The organism is Mycobacteroides chelonae (genome assembly GCF_016767715.1).
Classification (GTDB): domain Bacteria; phylum Actinomycetota; class Actinomycetes; order Mycobacteriales; family Mycobacteriaceae; genus Mycobacterium; species Mycobacterium gwanakae.
The window spans coordinates 275,740-297,578 of record NZ_CP050145.1 but is presented as its reverse complement, the minus strand read 5'-3'; the positions used below and the strand labels follow the sequence as shown (position 1 = coordinate 297,578).

At 64.7% G+C, this 21,839-nt stretch carries 20 protein-coding genes and 1 tRNA gene; 9 read left to right on the top strand and 12 right to left on the bottom strand.

From position 1 onward, the window contains the following. Positions 1-183: 183 nt before the first annotated feature. From HBA99_RS01455 to HBA99_RS01425, 7 genes are all read right to left on the bottom strand, one after another. Positions 184-1,560: a nitrosuccinate lyase gene (locus tag HBA99_RS01455; protein ID WP_070951665.1), complete on the bottom strand. Its 1,377-nt coding sequence runs from the start codon at positions 1,558-1,560 to the stop codon at positions 184-186. Further along, entirely contained in the window at positions 1,557-3,497 is a 1,941-nt protein-coding gene (locus tag HBA99_RS01450; protein ID WP_070951666.1) for an FAD/NAD(P)-binding protein, read from the bottom strand. Before HBA99_RS01450 ends, HBA99_RS01455 begins: the two co-directional genes overlap by 4 nt. Beyond that, positions 3,498-4,703 carry an FAD-dependent monooxygenase gene (locus HBA99_RS01445; protein WP_070951667.1) on the bottom strand — a complete coding sequence of 402 codons (1,206 nt, stop codon included), beginning with the start codon at positions 4,701-4,703 and terminating at the stop codon, positions 3,498-3,500. Continuing rightward, positions 4,703-6,268, bottom strand: a complete 1,566-nt coding sequence (locus HBA99_RS01440; protein WP_030096032.1) for an AMP-binding protein — start codon at positions 6,266-6,268, stop codon at positions 4,703-4,705. Before HBA99_RS01440 ends, HBA99_RS01445 begins: the two co-directional genes overlap by 1 nt. After that, complete coding sequence (locus HBA99_RS01435) at positions 6,265-6,813, bottom strand: SRPBCC family protein (protein ID WP_070923283.1); 549 nt, start codon at positions 6,811-6,813, stop codon at positions 6,265-6,267. Before HBA99_RS01435 ends, HBA99_RS01440 begins: the two co-directional genes overlap by 4 nt. A 124-nt stretch (positions 6,814-6,937) precedes the next feature. Continuing rightward, positions 6,938-7,912, bottom strand: coding sequence for an NADPH:quinone reductase (locus HBA99_RS01430; RefSeq protein WP_030096034.1), 975 nt, complete (start codon positions 7,910-7,912; stop codon positions 6,938-6,940). 66 nt (positions 7,913-7,978) lie between these two features. Beyond that, positions 7,979-9,358, bottom strand: a complete 1,380-nt coding sequence (locus HBA99_RS01425; protein WP_234798059.1) for an alpha/beta hydrolase — start codon at positions 9,356-9,358, stop codon at positions 7,979-7,981. Positions 9,359-9,495: 137 nt separating this feature from the next. Between HBA99_RS01425 and HBA99_RS01420 the strand changes: the two genes are divergently transcribed. From HBA99_RS01420 to lucA, 3 genes are all read left to right on the top strand, one after another. Next, the gene (locus HBA99_RS01420) at positions 9,496-10,677 is read left to right on the top strand and encodes an MFS transporter (protein WP_070950296.1); all 1,182 of its coding nucleotides are present in this window, start codon (positions 9,496-9,498) and stop codon (positions 10,675-10,677) included. A gap of 5 nt (positions 10,678-10,682) precedes the next feature. Then, positions 10,683-10,771: transfer RNA gene (locus HBA99_RS01415), tRNA-Ser, on the top strand. A 25-nt stretch (positions 10,772-10,796) separates the two neighbouring features. Beyond that, positions 10,797-11,486 (top strand): lipid uptake coordinator LucA, encoded by a 690-nt coding sequence (lucA, locus tag HBA99_RS01410; protein ID WP_030096037.1) that lies wholly within the window; start codon positions 10,797-10,799, stop codon positions 11,484-11,486. Here the strand turns inward: lucA and HBA99_RS01405 are convergent. Genes HBA99_RS01405 through ligD form a run of 3 tightly spaced genes read right to left on the bottom strand, consistent with a single transcriptional unit; the run spans position 11,483 to position 14,273 of the window. After that, complete coding sequence (locus tag HBA99_RS01405; protein ID WP_030096038.1) at positions 11,483-11,989, bottom strand: hypothetical protein; 507 nt, start codon at positions 11,987-11,989, stop codon at positions 11,483-11,485. The genes lucA and HBA99_RS01405 overlap by 4 nt on opposite strands. Further along, positions 11,989-13,245, bottom strand: a complete 1,257-nt coding sequence (locus HBA99_RS01400; protein ID WP_070951668.1) for a glycosyltransferase 87 family protein — start codon at positions 13,243-13,245, stop codon at positions 11,989-11,991. Before HBA99_RS01400 ends, HBA99_RS01405 begins: the two co-directional genes overlap by 1 nt. Next, the gene (gene ligD, locus HBA99_RS01395; protein WP_030096040.1) at positions 13,245-14,273 is read right to left on the bottom strand and encodes a non-homologous end-joining DNA ligase; all 1,029 of its coding nucleotides are present in this window, start codon (positions 14,271-14,273) and stop codon (positions 13,245-13,247) included. Before ligD ends, HBA99_RS01400 begins: the two co-directional genes overlap by 1 nt. Before the next feature lie 18 nt (positions 14,274-14,291). Here ligD and HBA99_RS01390 point away from each other — a divergent pair, with 18 nt between their 5' ends. The 3 genes from HBA99_RS01390 to HBA99_RS01380 are packed head-to-tail and all read left to right on the top strand — an operon-like array spanning position 14,292 to position 17,703. Next, positions 14,292-15,356, top strand: coding sequence for an ATP-dependent DNA ligase (locus tag HBA99_RS01390; RefSeq protein WP_070928310.1), 1,065 nt, complete (start codon positions 14,292-14,294; stop codon positions 15,354-15,356). Continuing rightward, positions 15,353-16,228, top strand: a complete 876-nt coding sequence (gene gluQRS, locus HBA99_RS01385; RefSeq protein WP_070923281.1) for a tRNA glutamyl-Q(34) synthetase GluQRS — start codon at positions 15,353-15,355, stop codon at positions 16,226-16,228. Before HBA99_RS01390 ends, gluQRS begins: the two co-directional genes overlap by 4 nt. A 44-nt stretch (positions 16,229-16,272) precedes the next feature. Further along, positions 16,273-17,703 carry an ABC transporter permease subunit gene (locus HBA99_RS01380; RefSeq protein ID WP_081343006.1) on the top strand — a complete coding sequence of 477 codons (1,431 nt, stop codon included), beginning with the start codon at positions 16,273-16,275 and terminating at the stop codon, positions 17,701-17,703. Here HBA99_RS01380 and HBA99_RS01375 read toward each other — a convergent pair. After that, positions 17,700-18,929, bottom strand: a complete 1,230-nt coding sequence (locus HBA99_RS01375; RefSeq protein WP_070951669.1) for a cytochrome P450 — start codon at positions 18,927-18,929, stop codon at positions 17,700-17,702. The genes HBA99_RS01380 and HBA99_RS01375 overlap by 4 nt on opposite strands. Positions 18,930-18,992: 63 nt before the next feature. Further along, positions 18,993-20,213: a tRNA guanosine(34) transglycosylase Tgt gene (gene tgt, locus HBA99_RS01370; protein WP_070951670.1), complete on the bottom strand. Its 1,221-nt coding sequence runs from the start codon at positions 20,211-20,213 to the stop codon at positions 18,993-18,995. Positions 20,214-20,298: 85 nt separating this feature from the next. Here tgt and HBA99_RS01365 point away from each other — a divergent pair, with 85 nt between their 5' ends. The 3 genes from HBA99_RS01365 to HBA99_RS24730 are packed head-to-tail and all read left to right on the top strand — an operon-like array spanning position 20,299 to position 21,819. Beyond that, the gene (locus HBA99_RS01365) at positions 20,299-20,850 is read left to right on the top strand and encodes a DUF4334 domain-containing protein (protein WP_070951671.1); all 552 of its coding nucleotides are present in this window, start codon (positions 20,299-20,301) and stop codon (positions 20,848-20,850) included. Between the two features lie 6 nt (positions 20,851-20,856). Continuing rightward, complete coding sequence (locus HBA99_RS01360) at positions 20,857-21,324, top strand: hypothetical protein (RefSeq protein ID WP_057969754.1); 468 nt, start codon at positions 20,857-20,859, stop codon at positions 21,322-21,324. A 33-nt stretch (positions 21,325-21,357) separates the two neighbouring features. Then, positions 21,358-21,819 (top strand): SRPBCC family protein, encoded by a 462-nt coding sequence (locus tag HBA99_RS24730; RefSeq protein WP_234795793.1) that lies wholly within the window; start codon positions 21,358-21,360, stop codon positions 21,817-21,819. The last annotated feature ends 20 nt before the right edge of the window (positions 21,820-21,839 follow it).

Genomic DNA, 21,839 nt, shown 5'->3' with positions numbered 1-21,839 from the left:
TAACGCGGTGGGACCTCCTTCGCGTGCCCCACTCACCTGTATGTCAGTCAATACCAACTACCCGTCTGCCGTGTGTGCGTGGCAACGGTAAGGGCGGGGTATGGCACCGTCAAGACTCTTGCGCGCGAACAGTTCGCAAAGAATCGACGTGAGGGAAAATTCCCGCAGGTGGCTCCCTCGGAATTAGCGCTCGATGACCCCCTCAACCAACTGACCTGCAGCTCCGACATAGGTGACCGGGTCCAATAGTTCATCGATCTCGGTCTCGCTCAACCACGCGGTGATCTCGGGCTGGGCAACAGCCACCTCGCGCAAACTCACGCCGCGCCCCACCGCCGCGTCGACGACGGCGGAGACGGCGGCCTTCGCAGCACCCTTCCCCAGTCGCGGGGACAGTGCCGCCGAAAGCCGCTCGGCCGAGGGCTGCCCACCGAGCAACGCAAGGTTGTCTGACATGCGCTGCGCACGCACCTGCAGTCCGCGGCTCAGGTCGACGGCCGTCTGTGCCGCGCCTCCGGTGAGACGCAGACATTCGCGCAAAGCCAACCATTCCGCATGCCATCCTCCCGCGGACCGTTCGTCCTCACTGAGTAACGAGTTCGTGAGAATGGTGCTCAGCGCCGGAACCTGTAGTGCGGCCGATCTGATCATCGTGGCCAACACCGGGTTTCGCTTATGCGGCATGGCCGAGGAAACACCGCGCCCTGGTGGTGCGGGCTCGGCGATTTCGGCGATCTCGGTGCGGCTCAGCGTCAGAACGTCGATGGCGAACTTGCCGAGGGCACCCGCCACAAACGCCGTGGTGCTACCGATATCGGCTATCGGGGTACGCAACGCGTGCCAGGGCAACCCGGACGGGGCCAGTCCGGTCCGGGTTGCGAAGGCGGCGTTCAGTTTCTCGACGAACGCCCCGGGTTCGGCGCCCTGCGGTCCGGCGTACTCGAGGTACCCCGCCAGGGTGCCCGCCGCGCCCCCGAGCGATACCGGAAGCGCGGCTGCCACCGCGAGCACACGTATACGTGCCTCGAGAATGAGCTCCCGCCAACCAGACGCCTTGAGCCCGAACGTCGTCGGCACCGCCTGCACCGCCAGTGTGCGAGCGGCCATGACGGTATTCCTGTGCTCGATCGCCAGGACGGCGAGTGCCTCGGCCACATAACCCAGGTCCGTGGCGACAAGTGCCAGTACGCGCTTGGTCAGGATCATGGCGCCGGTATCGAGGATGTCCTGACTGGTCGACCCGCGGTGCACGTAATCGGCCGCGCTCGGATCGATCTCACCCACCACTCGGGTCAGTTCTTTGATCAGACCCACAACGGGATTAGCGGTCTCCCGCGCGGACAGTGCCACGGCGCGGACGTCGATATCGTGGGTGGCCACGGCCTTGGCGATGACATCCGCGGCCCCCCTGGGCAGGACTCCGATATCGGCCTGCGCGGCAGCCAGCGCGGCCTCCGCGTCGAGCATCGCCTGCAGCCACGCGGCATCGGTCAGCTCAGCCTCGGCGACAGTGCCGGCGCTGACAGGTGAGAGCAATCCGGTCTCCAGGAAACCGCTCACACCAACACCCCGTGATCACCCACATCCGCGACCGGGCTGGGTGCGCTGGCCAAGGCGGCGCGCGCAATGGCATCGGCGTCGCCCAGGGTCACCGAATCCACACCCGGCCTGATACCCGCCGCGGTGACCCAGTGCACCGACTCGGTGGGAACTCCGTAGGCGAACCGGCGCGGATGAACTCTGCCGTCGGCACCGATCAAGCGGTACGGACGCTCGGTCACCGCCAATCCCTTGGTTTGGTAGGCCTTGTGATCATCGGTGGGAATCTCGTAAGGGCGGCATTGACCGGTCTCCTGCAGGAAGATCAGCAGCGGATCACTGCTCCGGCGCAGATCCGGCTCATGCAATCGCGCCTCGATGAGACTGCGGGTCCTGACGGCCGAGCCCGGCACCAGGGGTGACTCGATGACCACGGCCGGATCGTGAGTGTCGAAGCGCACCTGCATCTGTGGTCCCACCAGATGCATGACCCCGGCCTCCACCAGCGCGATGATCTCTTCGATCCGCTGGGCCGGAGGACCGATGGACAGAAAGGCATTCAACGGGGTGTACCAGCTCTCCAACTCATCCCGGTACGACTTACCGTCGAGCCCACCGTGGTCCACCGCGAGCCGGATCTCGTTGCGCAGGTCCCGCAATACATCCAGTGCGGCCTTCACCGGACCGTCGACATTGCCCTCGCGCGCCATCACCACATCGGCACGCAGGTGCTCGAGAATCCACGCGGTGAATTCGTCCGGGCCGCTGAATGTGCGCTTACCCCAAGGTCGGTCGAGGTCGTCCCATTCCCAGGCGATCTCGAGCAGGTCATGCTCGGACAAGATCGCGTGCAGTTCGCTCTCGTCAGCGTGCAGGTACCGCTCGGAGAAGGCTTGCACCGACAGCCCACGCTGCGTCAGATGCCCTTCGTAGTAGACACATTCCACCTCTCGCGCGATGAGCGGCCACAGGTCGCGGCGGAACTGCAGAAGACCGCCGAGGTTCTCGCGGAGCTGGGCGATGCGTTCCACCGTGAGCAACCGCGGAAAGTAACGACCTGAAGATCCCTTCTGATTCTCACCCCGTGCGTGATACGGGATCCCGCGGCGCGAGCTGGCATACAGAATGGGTTCCTGCCCCGACGGGCGGTATACGAGCCGGCCTCCGTCATCGCCGTTGTCCCGGAAAAACTTTCCGCCCCGACCCACCGTCAGCAGTGCCATGTAGTCGAAGAAGTTCAGCCCCAAACCCCGAACCGCCACGGGCTCACCGGCTTTGATGGTGGACAGATCGATATCGGCCGGGTTCGCCGGTGTGACGTACGTCAGCCCATGAATACGGGCGAGGGAAGCAGCTCGAGCCTCGCCAGGACGCAGACCGGCGGGCACGTGACCGACAGCGAGAATAACGGCACTGAGGTCATGCAACCTGGTGCCATTCTCCAGCCGAACCCCCTGCGGCCCATCGATATCACCGTGGGTGTCGGCCAACGCCACCGCACGGGATCGATGGACTCGCACCGTCATGTGCTCGGGCGCCCACCCGACGACACGCGCGAAACTGTCACTGAGGTAATGACCGTAGAGGGCACGCGTGGGATAGGAGTTGGATCGCAGCGTGCGTGCCTCCGCGATGGCCTTCTCACCGCTACGCGACGGATCACCCAGCAGGGCAAGGCTTTGTGCCCACTCATAAAGCGTCGGCCCCGGTTCGATGGGCCCTTCGATGGCGACGCTGTCGTCGGTGAACACGGTGATCTGCGATGCCACGGTGTTCATCAACAGATGCCAGGATTGATCGGTACGCCAGACAGATCCGGCGCCCGGCGAATAGGGATCGACAACGTGCACGACGATTTGGTCCGCGCTGGGCGCTTGACGCTCGTTGGCGCACAGACGCTCCAGCACCGCCAGACCGCGCGGCCCCGCACCGATGATGCATATCTGTTGGTCCGACATTTATCGCGCCCCTACCGCCGAGGTGACTGCCACCAGCCCAAAATCGGTGTCACCATGCATCCAGGCCAACTCGTCATGCAGATCGGAATCACGCATGGCACCCAATTTCTCGTTACGTTCGATAGCGGCGTCGCCCGCCGCATGCCAAATGCCGATACTGTCCCGTGCCGCGAGTGTCACATCGGCGGTGCGGTCACGCCGCGCCTCGACGTACCTGGTGAATCTGCCGGGCAGCCTGTCCGGGTCAGCGCCGATGAGCGCGCCGAGAACCACCGCGTCCTCGAGCGCCTGACTGGCACCCTGCGCCGCGTAGTGCAGCATCGGATGCGCCGCATCGCCCAGCAACACGACGCGGCCATCGGACCACTGCCGCACCGGGTCGCGGTCCACGAGCGACCAGGATCTCCACTCCCGTCCCAGTTCGAGCAGACTGCGGACCGTTCCACGCAACGGCGCCAGCTCCCGCAATACTCGCGCCTCACTGACCTCGACGCCTGAAAACGCTTGTGTGACGCCATCGGTACGGCTTGCCGCCAGATTCAGCAGTGAGCCGCCCGCGATGGGATAGGTCACCAGGTGGCATCCGGGCCCGGTCCACCAGGTGACCGAGTTGGATTGCAGGCTCTCGTCCACCTGATCGATGGGCACCGTGGTGCGGTACACCGTGATACCGGCGACTCGTGGTTCACCGTCGTCGAGCAGTGCCCGCCGGATCGACGAATTGATGCCGTCGGCGCCGATGAGACCGTCGCCGTCCACGCTGCTGCCGTCGGCGAGCAGCGCGCGCACTCCGCCGGAATCCTGTTGGTATCCGAATACCTCACTACGGCTACGTAGTTCGATACGCGGGTCCGAGGCACACGCGTCCACCAGGATGCGGTGCAGCTCCGCGCGGTGCACCACCAGGTAGGGGCTGTCGAACCGATGCTGATAATCCGCGCCCAGGCTCATGGCGTTGATCAACCGGTCGACGGTGGCGTCGAAGAGTCTCAACGAATCAACCTGAACGCCGATCCGCTCAATTTTCTCACCCACACCGAGCAGGCCGAGAGCATGTAATCCATTGGGTGCAAGCTGGATACCAGCGCCGATCTCGGCGAACTCGCGTGCCCGCTCCAACACGACCACGTCGTTACCGGAGGCTGCGGCACTCAACGCGATGGCAAGGCCACCGATACCGCCGCCGACCACAATGAGCCGCGACATCAGATGGCCCCCGCACCGATCCGCGCCGACAATTCCAGTCTCTTGATCTTGGTAGTCGCTGTCTGTGGCAGCTCATCCAGACGCAGATGCAACGGCGGAGCCATCGGCGGCAATTGTGCTGCCGCCGCATTCCACGCGTTCAGATTCAGCGGCACATCATTTTTCGTGCACACGACCGGTTGTGCGAGCCCGCCCGGGCCGGCCACGATGATCACCTCGCTGAGCTCATCCACCGCCAGGAACAGGCGATCCTCGGCGGCCAGGGTGCTGCCGAATCCGTCGATGAGGTCTACCTCGCGGTCCAGTAGATGGATGCAGCCCCAACGGGTGCGGTAGCCGACATCGCCCATCCGCCACCAACCGTCGTCGAGCTGCTTGTCGTAACGATCTTGCTCGCCGAGGTACGTACGGATTCGCCCGTCGGTGCGCACCTCGATGTAGCCCGGATTCTCCGCCGACGGCGGCTGCCCATTGCGCGACACGATCCGCACATCGGTCATGCCCGGGAACGGATAGCCAACGCACCGTCCATCGGAATCGGCAGAGCGTAGGCGGCTGAAGCCACGTGCGACGATCGGCCCCACCTCGCTTTGACCGTAGAGCTGCCCGAAGAGCGGGCGCCGGCGCTGCGTGGCCGCCAGCAGGGTACGCACGGTGCGCGGGTGAATGGCATCGAAGGTGCTGCTGAAGTACTTGACCGAGGCCAGCGGGCGCCGCGGATCGTCCGCCAGCACTTCCCAGTTGATGAATGTGTTCGGATGGGCTTCAAGAATTCCCGGCTTCACCCGCAGGAAGATCTCGGCGGCGTGCTCGGGTTCGTCGTCGACGAGCACCACCACGGGGAAACCACGCAGAATCGCGATGGCCAGCGCGGTCACCAGGCGCGAATGTACGAAGGAAACGTGGATGACCAGGGGTTCGCGGCGGCGCACCAGTGCGGCTACGGCGGCTTGCGGCCGATACCGCGCCTCGAAGGTGAAGTTGGTGTGCACGGCAAGCTTAGGCACCCCGGTGGTCCCGGAGGTGTGGGTGATGAGTGCTGGATCATGCGGGCTGGGTACGACGGCGGGCGCGGCCGCGGCGGGTGTAATTCCCGAGAGCGTCACAGCCTGAGGATGCTCGCCTTCGGAGAGCAGCACGCGCGAGGTGAGCTCGGCGATGGGCTGCCCCGCCAAGTCGCCATCCAGTTTGGCGGCATCGGTCAGCAGGGTGGGATTGCCGACGCGGCCAATGAGGGTCGCTACCGTCGGGCCATCGAGTTTGGGGGACAACAGAACCGGCACCGCACCGATACGTGCCGCGGCACAGGCTGCCAGCGTGATGTCGAAACCGTCGGACTTATGGATAACCAGCTTGTCTCCCGGCGCGACACCGGCGGCACGCAGCCGCCGGCCGATGTCATCAACGGCCGCCGCCACCTGAGTGATGGTCGACGTGCCTTCCAGTTGCGGGGCCAGCGAAGGTCGATGGTCCAGGGTCAGCGTGTTGGAGGGATGCTTACGTGCCGCGCGCTCGAAGAGCGTACCGAGCTTGATACCGCGGTTTCCGATGCGCTGCAGAATCATTGGGATACTCCGGCTTTCTGGGTAACACTGGCTTCCTCGGTGATACGCGAGATGGCGTCCACGGTGGCCTGCATATCGGTACGGAGCTTGTCGCCCCATTCGCGGACAAAGCGTTCCTTGCCCTCCTCGTCGAGGTGCGACATGATTTCGGTGATGCCCTCGGTGGGGCTGCCCATGCGGTAGTGGTGCCGCAGGATCGATCCGCCCTCGGCAGCGTCGACGAAGTAGCTCCAGACGCTCTCCTGCAGTTCACCGGAACGGTTCAGGATCGACCAGCTGAATTGCTTCGGCGCTTCGGCCGCCACAATCTCGCTTTCGGTCTGCCAACCGCCGCGCACCACGGGCGCCCAGGCGACGACGTCGGTCGCACGGTTGTTGTTTCCACGGAAGCGGGCGCCAACCTGGCCCGGCTCGCCTGATATCCATTGTCCACCAATGCATTCAGGGCTCCAGCGACCGCTCTCGGGGAGGTCGCTGACCAATGCATACAGCTCGTTGGGGGAAGCGGTGCAGAAGGCGCTGGTTTCGATTTCGAAGAGGCTCACGCATCAAAGGCTGGCACCGGCGGTAGGGGGCAGCGACGTATCCGCGAAAGGTCCGTCAAGTTGGTTTTCGGGTCCGTCAAGTCCACCAGCCGGATCGACGCAAACGCCTGGTCGTGGCCGGGAATCAGCCGGGAAGCAGAACGAGACGGGTGCCGCCCATGACTTCGGTCTCGATACGCCGATGGGCCCTCGCGGCTTCCGAAAACTGCATCAAATCAACGACATTCGGAACAAGCTCGCCTTCGGCGAGTAGGACCGCCATGCGCTGGGCCGCGGCGGCGAGTTGGCGGGTCGAGGCCCTGGACATGACAAACCCGCGAATGGACCCGCTCTTGCGGTACAGCGGCCCAAGTGGGACAGGCCGCTGTGTCTCCGGAGTTCCGTCACCCGATATCAGGACGATTCGGCCGTGCGGTGCAAGCAGATCCACCGCCGCGACGACATCGTTGACACCCGAGGTGTCGAGGTAGATGTCGATGGCACCATGATGTGTCTTGCTGACCAGCGGTACCCAATCGGCGGCGTAGTCGTGCACCTCGTGAGCGCCGAGTTGCAGACATCTGTCCCGGCTCCGCGCCGATGACACCGCGATCACCGTCGCGCCGGATCGCGCCGCTAGGGCAACGGCAGCCGACCCCACGTTCCCGCCGGCGCCGACGATCAGCACCGTCTCGCCTGCCTTGATCTCGCCGTACTCGACGGTCGCGAGGTAGGCGGTAGAGGCGGGGTGTGCCACCGCGACGGCCGTCACCGGATCTACCTCGGCGGGCAACTCGTACAACCTGTCCACCGGGACTGCGGCGAATTCCGCTGTGGCCCCTTGCCGTCCGTCGTACCCGAGACTTGTGCACCACACCCGGTCGCCGGCCCGAAAGCCCCCAGACGGCTGCGCGACCGTGCCCACCAAGTCGCGTCCCACCACAAACGGCAGTGGAATCACGGTGGGGTACGAGCCTGAACGCACAAAGGTATCTACCGGGTTGACCGCCACCGCGTCGACCTTGACGAGCACTTCATCGGGCGAGATGTCGGGTTCGGGAAGCGTGCCGTACCGGATGTTCTCGGCGGGTCCCCGCTGCTCGATGTAGGCGGCGCGCATGCACACATCTTGCGGTATGTCTGGCGCACCCACAATGTGACGGATTACGTTGCCAATGCTTGCCATTCACGCATTGGGCACGGGCAACGGGGCACGTGGTACCCCGGGAGTTCCTAGCCTACCGGCGATCCATGGAAACGCCTGGGCAAATGCCTCCTGCGCATATGCCCAATCGTGGTTGCCGGTGCGCCTCACCACCGCGCAGTCGATCCCCACGGGCACCGCCGCGTCGCACAGCCGGGCAGCCGCGATCGGGCCGGTGAGCTGCTCCTGCCCCGCCCTGATCTTCGCGGTTGTCGAGACGTCCAGCCACCCCGCCACGTCCTGGTATCGACGGTGACTGTGTAGGGCCGTGAGCGTGTCGAACAGTGCCCATTGCCTTTCGTCGCCGCCGTAGAGCCGCTTCACGGTCTGCTCCTTGGTCCCCGCATTCGGAGTGAGGTCACCGGCCATATCGATGAAGGAGTGAAACAGCTCCGGGTGGGTGATGACCAGATCGGCCGCGCACGTGCCGCCCATCGACCACCCGGCGACGCCCCAGTTCTCGGGATTTGGACTCGTCTCGAATTCGGAATTCACATATGGGATAACTTCTTTGGTGACGTGAGCGGCCACGTTTCCACGAGGACCGTCCACGCATTCGGTGTCGTTGTTGAAGGTTCCACCGGTATCGACGAAGACCAGTACCGGGCTGACTCCGTCATGAGACTGCGCGAAACGGTCCATGGCTCCTGCGGCGTTTCCCTGACGGACCCAGTCGGCCGGTGTCGACCACGCTCCGGAAATCATGACCACCGCGGGAAGCTTCGGCGGCGCGGGACTCGCGAACCAGGCTGGCGGCAGATAGACGTACTCGGTTCGGTGTTGGAAGCCCGCAACATCCGCCGGGATGTCGACCGGAACCACCTGCCCGGTTGCCGTGGGCCCCTTGCCTTTCAGATCCTGCACCGCAGCCATATCGGTCTCACCGGGCAGCGGACCTGCGGTCACCGCGGCCCACGCCAGACGCAGCGTGTCGTAGTAGTCGATCCACTGATTCAGCACGGTCAACGCGGCCAGCAGGCACAGTGGGGCGGCCAGCACCATCACGCCTCGGCGCAGCCACCGCGCGCCCACCCAACCGACAATCGCGATAACCAAAGCCACTGCGGCAAAACCGATCCAGATCCACAACATGAGCGGCGGCGGGTTGTCCGCCATCCCCTGAGAGGTGATGTACCAATACGCCAGTGCGCCTGCGCCCGCACCACATACCGCGGCGCCCGGCCCCCACACCCGCAGCCAGCTGCGCGGTCGGCGATAGAGCCCAACCACCAGGGCCAGCGCCGCCACGACCTGAATCGCCACCGGGAGCCAGCCGTGGATCAGGGAGGGGCCCGCGTACAGCGGATTGTTGCGCGCGTAATCAGGCAACGCGGCCAGTACCCATGTCCCCGACGGCGGCACGCCATGATTGTCGGTGCCCTTCCTGTAAGAAGATTCCGCGCATTCTGGAGAATTGCTGGGAATCGCCGAATCTTGGAGGTGACGGACATTGCCCATGGTGGTTGCCGGTGAACCCCCGCCCGACAAATAGTGCAGAAATGACGCGGGTTGTCCTGATCGTGCTGTGCGCGCTACAGGTCACCATGCAGCTCTACGTGTGGATTCCGATCCACGATGCCGTATCGGAGTCCTACGGCGGACACAACATGACGCCCACCCTCTCCTCTGCACTCTTCGGATACGCGGCCGGATTCTTGCTGTTCGGTCCCGTCACCGATCGATTCGGACGCCGACGTGTGCTGATCGCCGGGGTATCGGTGATGGCCTTGCTTACCCTTCTGGTGCCGTGGGCTCCCACACCGGCGTTGCTCGGATTGATCCGTGTGCTGCAGGGTTTCGCCGGTGGTGCGTTCTCTCCGTCCGCCTTGAGCTATCTCGGAGAGGCGCTGCCCCGCCGGACGGCAACCACCGCGATCGGTGCGGTATCCACCGCGTATCTGATGGCCGGCGTGCTCGGGCAGGTGATGGCCTCCCTCATCACCCACGCGAGGGGCTGGCAATGGGTGTTCTGGGTCAGTGCGGCCGGACTCGCGCTGAATGTCCTACCGCTGGCATTCGTCATGCGGGAGCAGCGCGGCGGCGATCCCTCGGCACGGGTGGTGTCCGGTTTCGCCGCGCAAGCCCGTCTACTCACCCGCCGAGACATCGCAGTTCCGCTGGCCGCGGTGTTCGTGCTGATGTTGTCGTTCGTGGCGATGTACACGAGCCTGGCGACCCAGTTGGTGGATGCGTTGCACTTGCCTGAGTCCACGGGCACCACCATTCGGCTGGCAGGCATTCCCGGGATGCTGGTCGCCCCGTTCGTCGGCTCCTGGGTGGGCAAGGTCGGTACCGAAACCGGTGCGTTGGTCGGGTACTCGCTGGCCGCTGTCGGGCTTGCGGTGGAGGCCCTGGGCGCGGGCTCCGTTCCCGTCATCATCGTGGGCAGCAATATCTTCGTCGCCGGTATTGCCATCGCATCGACGGCGATGGTCACCATGTTCGGCGATCGGGCGGCGCCCCGGCGCGGTGCCGGTACCGCCCTGTACGGCTTCACCGTTTTTCTCGGTGCAAGCGCCGCGCCCTACCTCGCCCATGCCCTCGGATTCCGGCCCCTGCTCGGGGTGCTGGTGGCGGCGCTGATCGGCGGAGCAGTGCTCGTCGCGAGCTCACGACGGAATGCATCTGGGCCGGTCAAGACGACGGTGGACATAGGCATCCAGCGCAGTCCGCTACCATGACCGACGGAGGATTCGCCTAGTGGCCTATGGCGCTCGCCTGGAACGCGGGTTGGGTTAATAGCCCTCAGGGGTTCAAATCCCCTATCCTCCGCCACTGCAGGACCGCATCAAGGAGGGCAATGGCTGCCGGACGCCGGACGGCGACCATCGTTCTGACCAGCAGCCATGCCGCTCTCTCCTTGATCGCGGGACTGCTTTTTTTCTTTTTCGTGCTGCCCCGCTGGCCCGAACTGAACGGGACCACCAGCCACGCCTTAGGTACCGCGCTGCGCATCGTCTCCGGGGTACTGCTGGCGGCCGCCGGTGTCCCCGCCCTGATCCGGTGGCGACAGACCCGCCGGCCTGAGTTCGCGACACCGCAGCTCGCGCTCACGCTGCGGGCGGCGGCCTTCATCGGCCATTTCCTGGCCGGTGCGCTGATCATCGGTACGGCGACCGCCGAGATCTGGTTGAGCCTGGATCGGTTCGGCATCTGGGAGTTCGGGGCGTACGGCGCGGCCGGGGCGATCGGAATCCTGGCCTTCGCGGCCTATCACCTGGCATTCGTGGCCGAAAGCCCGGAAAAGGAACGCAAGCCCCGTCCGGCCAAGAAGAAGCCCACCGAGGTCACCGAGCCCACACTGGACACGGACGAGACCGCGAAGGCCGACGAACCCCCTGCCGACGAGTCTGCGGTTGACGCGGCAGTCGAGGCTGCCGCTCAGGACACCGAGACCACCGAGGACACCGAAGCCACCCCGGACATCGAGGACGAGGAAGCGCTCGAACCGGCACGCGGCCTACGGAACCGTCGCACCCGCAGGTCCTAGATCGCGTCCTTCCCCTGGGCGGACAAGACGAGCACCGAACCGTCCTTAGGCGCGAACGCTTTGACCTCCCATCCGCCCTTCGCGGTGTTGGTGGACAACATTCGATCAAGCTCGTCGCTGCGTTCGAACTGCGCGGAGGACGGCACACCCGCATCGAGTGTCTTCCACAGACGTGGCCTGGTGGCCAGGACCATGCTGGAGCGGAAGGGTGCCACGTACGCGGCCAACTGCTGGGGTGGCATTTCGATGATGGCGTCCACCCAATACGTGGTGTTCGGACCGGGCAGGGGCTCGTCGCCGAAGAAGCCCTGGACCCACTCACCGGTCACCGGCTGCGGCAATTTCGGGAAACGCTGCTCCAAGGGTTCGGAGTCGTAGCGGATCGGCGACGCTCCGGTCTTTTGTGGCGTATAGGAGGTTTGGGTGGATTTGGGCTCATCCCAGGCCGAGCAGCCGCTCACCGCGAAAAGCGCCACGGCACAGGCCACCGCCCAACGTTTCATTACTGCACGGTACCGGCAGGACGAGATCGCGTTGCCAGTATCCAAATGGCCACCGCAAGGAACAGCAACGGAAAGAAGGCCGAGTCGAAAACTCTTTCACCACGCGACATCTGTGCGATCACGGCGTCCCACGCGGTGATATACGACTCGAAATCGGGGTTTATCCGCATCGCGCGGACGTACAGCACCAGATACCACCACATGGACACGATCGCCGCGATCACAACCGTCACCGCCGTCCACCGCCACCGCTGGGCACCATGAGCGATCAGGATCTGGTTGACCAACAACACCATCAACGGCACCGTCCACACCCAGTGATGACCCCATGCCAATGGAGAGACCACGCACCCGACCATGCCGACCACCGTGACGGCCAGCAGCTCCCGCCCGTCTCCGTGCGCTCTGCGGGCGGCGGCCATTCCCAGCAGCGCGGCTCCGCCCGCGAGCAGCACCCACAACCACGTCGGCATCGATTGCGGTGCATAGATATTCGATAGTGCACCACCTATCGATGCATTGGCAGGATGATCCAGGGAACCGATGTGGCCGGTGGTACGCACCGCACCCAGCCAGTAGTCGGACGAATCCGAAGGCAGCACAATCCATCCCAGTACCACCGTGCCCACGGCCGTGACCATGGCCGTCACCGCCGCCCTCCACTGCCGGGAGATCAGCAGGTAGGGAACGAAAATGATGGCCGTGAGTTTGACGCCCGAGGCCACACCCACCGACCAACCGCGCCAGCGCGCATCCGCTGGCCTCGTGAGATCCCAGATGATGAGCGCGGCCAGCACGAGATTGACCTGCCCCTGCCACAGGGTTCCATGCACTGGCTGAATATCCCAGGCCACCAAGTTCATTCCCACACACGCGACAGCCAACGGTCCATCGGCCGAGAATCCAAGAACCCGCCAGCACCGCCAGATGATGGCGAACAGCGCCCCCAGATTCACCAGGAACCAGATAACCTTCGCCGTCCCCAACGGCACGAAACCCAGAGGGGCGAAGAGTAATCCTGCGAACGGCGTGTACGTGAACCATCCGGCATCGGGAATCTCTGTGGCGTACAGCGGCTCACCGTGCAGAACCCGCAGACCCCCGAACCGGTAGGTCATCAGATCGCCACCATTGCTGAACAGTCCGAAGCTGTTCGGGGCGTTCAGCGGTATGAGCCAATGCTGGAGCAGCACCGCCATAACGCCGACCGCCAGCCATAAGCCAGCCGCCCGCCACGACATCCTGCGGACCGTCACTACTGCTTCCTATCGGTATCCCGGGACGGCTGAACGCGTTTCGGTTCTCCCGGCATCTTCGGGTAGTTCGGCGGGTAGGGCATATCGCCCAGTCCGTTTGCCTCGTCCCGTTCTACCATCTCAAGCAGCGGCTCGATCGACTGCGGCGCATCATCCATATCGGCCATGGGGTCCGGACGTTTCCGGAGCAGGTCGGGCACGGTCGCGATGGTGAAGTCGTCGGGCTCGGCGTCGGCGAGTTCTTCCCACGTCAACGGCGTGGAAACGGTGGCGATCGGCGTGCGCCGCACCGAGTAGGCCGATGCCATGGTGCGATCACGCGCGTTCTGATTGAAGTCGATGAAGATGCGCTCGCCGCGTTCTTCCTTCCACCACGAGGTTGTCACTTGCCGGGGTGCGCGCCGTTCCACCTCGCGAGCCAGCGCGATACCGGCACGGCGCACCTCGATGAAATCCCAGCGGGTCTCGATGCGCAGATAAATGTGGATGCCGCGACCGCCGGAAGTTTTCGGATAGGCGACAAACCCCAGCTCATCCAGTAGTGGACGCAGCACATCGAGCGCCACCGATTTGGCTTCGTCGAATCCGGTACCCGGCTGCGGGTCCAAATCGATACGCAGCTCGTCCGGGTGGTCCAGATCGGGATATCGCACCTGCCACGGATGCAACGTCACCGTGCCCATCTGCGCCGCCCACACGATCGCGGCGGGCGTGGTCACCCGCAGGACCTCGGCAGTGCGGCCGGACGGAAACGTCACCTCGCAGCTGTCCAGGTAGTCGGGATAGTGCTTGGGCAAGCGCTTTTGGTAGATCTCCTCGCCGTCGATGCCGTCGGGGAAGCGCTGCAGATGCGTGGGACGCTCCCGCACCGCGTTCATCATCGGGCCGAGCGCGACGGTGCGGTAGTACTCGGCGAGATGTCGCTTGGTGCCGCCATCAGCCCCCAACTGAGGGAAGTACACCTTGTCAGGGTTGCTCAGCCGGACGGCGATGCCGTCGACATCCAGTTCCTCGGCGGGCGTGGGCATTACCGTCATCATATGGGAATGGACCTGCCCGTCATGCCTCCTATCGCGCCAATGCTTGCGAAACCTGTCGCGAAAATCCCGGCCGACGCGTCGTACGAGCCCAAGTGGGATGGGTTCAGGTCGATCGTCTTTCGCGACGGCAACGAGGTGGAGCTGGGCAGTCGCAACGAAAAACCGCTGACCCGGTACTTCCCGGAGCTGGTGACGGCCGTGCTGGCCGAGCTACCGCCGCGGTGCGTTGTGGACGGGGAGATCGTGATCGCCACCGAGTCCGGGCTGGACTTCGAGGCGCTGCAGCAGCGGATTCATCCGGCTGATTCCCGGGTGCGGCTGCTGGCCGAGCAGACGCCCGCCTCATTCATCGCTTTCGACCTGCTCGCGCTAGGTGACGAGGACTTCACCGGACGACCGTTTAGCGAGCGCCGCGCCGCCCTGACGGATGCGCTGTCCGGGTCAGGCACCTCGATTCATCTCACCCCCGCCACCACCGATCACGTCACGGCACAGCGCTGGTTCGAGGAGTTCGAGGGTGCCGGAACCGACGGCCTCATCGCGAAACCACTGGCCCTCGCGTACCAGCCCGACAAACGGGTGATGTTCAAGATCAAACCCGAGCGCACCGCCGATTGCGTGGTGGCCGGATATCGGGTGCACAAGTCCGGTGATGACGCCATCGGATCGCTGCTGCTCGGCCTGTACCAGGACGACGGTGTGCTGGCCTCGGTCGGCGTGATCGGCGCGTTTCCGATGGCCGAACGCAAGCGGCTCTTCCAGGAGCTGCAACCACTCGTCACCGATCTGGAGGATCATCCTTGGAACTGGGCGGCTCATCAGGCCGGTGAACGCACTCCGCAGAAGAACGCCGGCTCACGCTGGAATGCCGGCAAGGACCTCTCGTTTGTCGCGCTGCGCCCCGAACGGGTGGTGGAGGTCCGCTATGACCACATGGAGGGCGTGCGGTTTCGCCACACCGCGCAATTCAACCGCTGGCGCCCGGATCGCGATCCACGTTCCTGCACCTATGAACAGCTCGAACGGCCAGTTGCGTTCAGCCTCAACGAGATTGTTCCGGGCCTGGTGTGACCGGCGCCGGACGATTCGCGCCGAGCCCTTCCGGTGACCTGCACATAGGCAACCTGCGCACGGCATTGTTGGCATGGCTGCTGGCACGCTCGACCGGCCGCAGGTTCCTCATGCGGGTGGAAGACCTGGACACCCGCACCAGCTCCACCGTGGCACGGCGCCAGCTGGCCGACCTCGCCGCGATCGGTCTGGAGTGGGATGAACCCGTGGTCTGGCAGTCGGATCGGAACACCGCCTACGAGTCAGTGTTGGCGACACTGCGATCTCGCGGCCGGTTGTTCGAATGTTATTGCAGTAGAAAAGATATCGCCCAGGCACCCACGGCGCCGCATTCGCCACCCGGCGCATACCCGGGCACCTGCCGAAACCTGTCGGAATCTCAGCGAGCACAACACCGCGCGGCCCGCCCCGAACGCCCGCCCGCACTGCGGCTGCGCACGGAGAACTCGGCCTTCACCGTGCAGGATGCGCTACTCGGTGAATACACCGGCCTGGTGGACGATTTCGTGGTGCGCCGCGGCGACGGTGTGATCGCCTACAACGTCGCGGTGGTGATCGACGATCACGCGCAGGGCATCGACCAGGTGGTGCGCGGCGATGATCTGCTGGCCTCCGCGCCCCGCCAGGCCTACCTTGGTGCGTTGCTGGGCTACCCGGTGCCGACGTACGCCCATGTTCCGCTGGTTCTGAACACCACGGGCGCGCGGCTGGCCAAACGCGATGGCGCGGTGACCGTTGCCGATCTGGGTGCGCGGCGGACCTTCGATTTGATATGCGACTCCCTCGGATACGAGGCCGCCAATGCCGCGGAGCTGCTGGGACAGTTCGATGTGCGGCGCATCCCGCACGACCCGTGGATATACCCGGGCTGATCCGAAGCAGCCTGTCCGCACCGGAACTGTGTTAGCCTCCCGCGGTGTTTCGTGCCCTCGCGCTCGCACTTCTAACACTGCTGGCAGTAGCCGGGTGTGGGGACCAAGCACAAGAATCGCTGCGGGTGGGTACCGAGGGCGTCTACGCGCCATTCAGTTTTCACGACGAGCGCACCGGGGAGCTGACCGGATACGACGTGGATGTCGCCCGCGCCGTCGGCGAGAAACTTGGCCGACCCGTGGAGTTCGTCGAGATCCCGTGGGACGCGATCTTCGCCGGGTTGGACGCCGAACGGTTCGACGTGGTGGCCAATCAGGTGACCATCACCCCGGAACGTCGGGCCAAGTACGACCTGTCCACCCCGTATGCGGTCGGCGAGGGGGTGATTGTCACCAGGGCCAACGACAACACCATTCACAGCCTCGCCGATATCCGCGGCAAGGTGGCGGCCGAGAATGCCACGAGCAACTGGTCCCAGATCGCCCGCGACGCCGGCGCCCGGGTCGAGGCGGTCGAGGGCTTCACCCAATCCATCACGCTGTTGAGCCAGGGCCGGGTCGATGTCGTGGTCAACGACAGCATCGCGGTCTACGCCTACCTGGCCAGCACCGGTGACCCCGCGGTGAAGATCGCCGGGAGCACCGGTGAACGCAGCGAGCAGGGGTTCGCCGCCCGTAAGAACAGCGGTCTACTGCCCGAGTTGAACAAGGCGCTGGATCAGCTTGCGGCGGACGGCACCTTGACCCGCATCTCCGAGAAGTATCTCAAGGCGGATGCCAGCGGGACAACCAAAACCGAAGCTGCACAGGGCAGATCAAACACTCAACTGGTGCTGGACAACCTTTGGCCGATGGCTCGCGCCATGCTCACGGTTACCCTGCCGCTGACCGTCATCAGCTTTACGATCGGGCTGGTCATCGCCCTCGGGGTGGCGCTGGCCCGCATGTCCGATCGTCGGGCGCTCTCCGGTCTTGCCCGCATCTACATCTCGATCATCCGGGGCACCCCACTGCTGCTTCAGCTGTTTCTGATCTTCTTCGCGCTGCCCGAATTCGGGGTGAAGATCAGTCCGTTTCCCGCCGCGGTCATCGCCTTCAGCCTCAACGTGGGCGGCTACGCCGCCGAGATCATCCGGTCGTCCATCCTGAGCATCCCCCGCGGGCAATGGGAGGCCGCCTCAAGTCTGGGCATGAGTTACCGCACCACGTTGTGGCGCATCGTCATTCCGCAGGCCAGTCGGGTCGCGGTGCCCCCACTGTCCAACACGCTGATCTCCCTGGTGAAGGACACCTCGCTGGCATCGGCAATCCTGGTGACCGACGTGATGCGCACGGCACAGGTTGCCGCGGCCCCCACCTTCCAGTTCTTCACGCTCTACGTCACCGCCGGCGTTTACTACTGGATCGTCTGCATGGCGATGTCGGTGGTGCAGGACCGCGTCGAGGAACGTCTAGCCAGGTCTGTTGCCCACTAGGTGATGCGTACCGGAAGGTTGGCCAGTCCGCGCAGCGTGACGTTCGGCTTGTAGCTGGGCTCACCGGTCAACCGCACATCGGGGAACCGTGCGGTGATCGAGCTCAACGCCAGCTTGGCCTCCAACCGCGCAAGCGGAGCGCCCAGGCAGAAATGTGGTCCGTGCCCGAAGGCCAAGTGTTTGATCTCGGCGCGATCCGGATCGAAGACGTCCAGATCCGGGCCGATCTCCGGATCACGTTGCGCGGCAGCAAGCATCAACAGCACCCACTCACCGCTGGGGAAGGTGAAGCCACCAACCGTCATATCACCGTCGGCGACCCGGGCCACCATATGCACGGGCGGGTCATAGCGCAGTGTCTCCTCGATGACCGCAGCCGCGCGATCAGCATTCTGTCCCAACAGTTTCCACTGCTGCGGAGTCTGCAGCATAGCGAGCGACGCGTTGGCGATGAGGTTGACGGTGGTCTCGTGTCCGGCGATGAGCAGCAGCGTGCAGGTGGAGATAATCTCTTCCTCGGTGAGCTGGTCACCGGCCTCCTCGACCTGGATCAGGGCCGACAGCAGATCATCGCCGAGGTTGCGACGGCGGGCCGAGATGAGATTGGCGAAGTAGTCCCACATCCAATGGGCCGCCTGGAATCGTTCGTTCATGTTGGCAGGTGCCTGACCAGTCAACGCAAAAACCGGATCCAGCCCTTGACCCAGCAGCGCTGAGGCCCTGCCGAATTCGGGCTCGTCCTCGATAGGTACCCCCAGCATCCGGCAGATCACCGCGACGGGCAGCGGATAGGCGAAATCTGTGACCAGGTTGACGGTGCCGCGCCGCGCGATGTCTTCCAGAAGCTGATCGACGAGGGCCTGTACGTCTTCGGCCATCGCATTGATCACCTTGGGTGCGAACGCCTTCGCAGCCAGCTTGCGCAGCCGGGTGTGATCGGGGGCGTCCAGCCCCAAGAACGAGGGCCTGGCGATCAGGTTGGGATTCTGTGCGAGCTGGCGCTGGACGATCTTCGACTTACGGCGATCCGACGACGCTTGCGGGTGGCGCAGCACGGCGTTGCAGTCGGCGAAGGTCGCCAGCACGCTCACGTCCATGCCCGGCGGGTGCACCGGGCCGGCCTGCGTCTGCTCGACCAGCTGGCGGTACACCGGGTATGGATTGGCACGATTGGCCGGGTCGAGCACCTGAAGTAGCAGGGTGCCCGGGTCAGTCGTAGTAGGCATGTGTCCAGTGTGCGCCTGGATCTGGAGATGCGCCCGAACCGCAGGCGCTCCGGCCGTCGTGATTCAGCGGTAGTAGCGCCCCAGGGTCTCTTCGCGCAGCTCCTCGAAGCGGCCGTCCACGATGCTGTCGCGAATGCGGTCTACCAGCCCGATGGTGAATCGTTCGTTGTGGATGGTGGCCAAGGTGGATGCCAGGATCTCCTTGGCCTTGAACAGGTGGTGCATGTAGGCCCGGGTGTAATGCGCGCAGGTGTAGCAGTCGCACTCGGCGTCGATCGGGGTGAAGTCCCGGCGGTACCTGGATCCGGTGATGTTCACCCGGCCGTCGCGGGTGTAGACGGCGGCATTGCGCGCGACCCGGGACGGGGACACACAGTCGAAGGTGTCCGCACCGGCGGCCACGGCCGCGAACAGGTCATCGGGCTCGCTGATCCCGAGGAGGTGGCGCGGTTTATCTTCGGGCAGTTCGGATGTCACCCATCCGACGATGGTGCCGAGGTTCTGTTTTTCCAGCGCGCCACCGATCCCGTAGCCATCGAAGCCCCGACCTTCCTCGCTGACAAGCGATTCCAATCCGCGTGCGGCCTGACGCCGCAAATCTTCGTACTGTGCGCCCTGCACCACGCCGAACAACGCCTGATAGGGCTTGTCGGCCCGCTCGCGCGTCAGCTTCTCGTGCTCGTCGAGGCACCGCTGCGCCCACTCGTGGGTGCGCTGTACCGAATTCTCTTGATACTCACGGGTGTTGATCAACGTGGTGAGCTCGTCGAAGGCGAACATGATGTCGGCACCCAGCTGATGCTGGATCTGCATGGACACCTCCGGAGTGAACCGGTGCGTCGACCCGTCCAGGTGTGACGTGAAGGTGACACCCTCATCGTCGACGTGGGCAAGCTTGTCCTTACCGGCAACGACGTGATTGTCGGCGCGGGCCCGGTCGACCTCCATCGCCATCACCTTGCGTGCCCCCGAGCCGAGGGAGAGCACCTGAAACCCGCCGCTGTCGGTGAACGTAGGGCCCGGCCAGTTCATGAATGCACCGAGCCCTCCGGCCTCGTCCACGATGTCGGGGCCGGGCTGTAGGTACAGGTGGTAGGCGTTGGCGAGCACGGCCTGAGCACCGAGAGCGGCCATGGTCTCGGGCAGGACGGCCTTGACGGTGGCCTTGGTTCCGACGGCGATGAAGGCCGGAGTTTGGATGTCCCCGTGCGGGGTGTTGATCACCCCGGCCCGGCCCGCGGTTCCCGGCAGGGTGGCGTCGATGGAGAAGTACTGGTCAGTCATCGGAGGCTATTTTGCCTTGGGCGTGTCGGCCTCCCAGCTTTCGGCTCTTCGCCCATGCGGCTTATCGCAGTCGTAGGCTCGGGTCATGACATCGACGTCGGATCTGCACGCGCTGGAGCAGGGCACCACTACCCAGGAAGCCCTGGTCTTCTTCGACAACCTGGAGCCCGTGCGATCAGAGGGGCTGGTCGGCCAGCGCTGGCACGGCGGCGAGGTGCCCACCGGGCATTCGATGGACGGCATCCTGACGGTGTCGGGGTGGTACGGCAAGCAGTTCGACGATGTGGACCATGTGCATCCGCTGCTGTTCAGCGATGGTGGCGGCGATATCTTCGCGGTCGATCCGATGCTGGCGCCGATGGGGCTTGCGGGCCGGATCAGCGGGCTGACCGAGTCCCCCATGGTGAAGCGGACGTCACCGACCGCATTGTCGGCGCTCAAGCCGCTGATCCGGACCAATAAGCACCGCGCCCGGCTGCGCAATATCGAGTTCCGTGGCGCCGTCAGCGCGGCCATGGTCTACGACCACAAGGCGATCATCGACCATTTCCGGAAGGTGGATGACGACACACTGCTGGGCATCATGGACCTACGGGACATGGACCAGCCGTACTTCTTCACGTTGCGCCGCGACTGAACACGGTTGCCCGCAATCGCCGCCGCCGGTGGCGCATTTCTCCTCGCGGTGCTGTGGTTTGACCTGATGTTCGACGTGCAGGTACGCAGCCATCGCGAGCCGGCATTACCGGATTCAGTGCTCGTCTCCATCCGCGCCTACTACCGTCGCGTGACCACCGACGCGTCACCTATGGGTGCACTGGTCAGCGTCGCAATGCTCGCGACCGTCGCGGCAATCGTCGTGGAGATCGCGCAGGGCCGGACCGCTGGCGGGCCCTGCTGGCTGTCGTTGGCCGCTGCCTTGACTGCCATCGGAATCGCCACGGGGCGCACCTTCGGCAATGCACGACGGTTGGCGCAGAACACCGACACATCGGAGGTCCAAAGTCGCCTCGCCCGACTCATCTATCGCGACCATCGGATCTGCTTGGGCAGCATGGCGATCGCTGTCGGTCTGCAGATCGCACTGGGCCTCGGCTGGCCCCAGGTCTGACGGTGTCTAAGCTGCCCAAGTGAGGGCGCCGAAATGATCTTGTTGGAGCGATCTTTCGCCTACGCACCGCCGCAGGTCTGGCGTGTGATGATCGATCCTGATCTGTGGTCGCTACAGACCAACGGGTTCCGGCCCGAGGTCGGTTGTGAGTACCGCGTCACCCACCCCGCGATCATCGGCACCCGACTACTAGGGACGGGTGATTGCACGGTCGTCGCCGCGAATCCGGGTGAGCTGTTGGCCGTTAAATTCGTGGGCGCGGTGCGTGAGGGAAATCCCGCCTGCTGGACCATCAGCCACCGTCTGACTGCCGAGGACGGCGGGACCACCCTCACCACGTGTCTCGATGGGGTGGATGTCCACGACCAGTCCGAGAGGGTGCTGATGCGCATCGTGTCGGAGAGCACGGCGCGATCCGCATACGTACTCGAAGAGTGCCTGGCGAATCGCTACCGGATACCCGCCGCAGACGACGCCGGTGCCGGAGGGGTCTGATCCCGAGGACCTCGTTGATA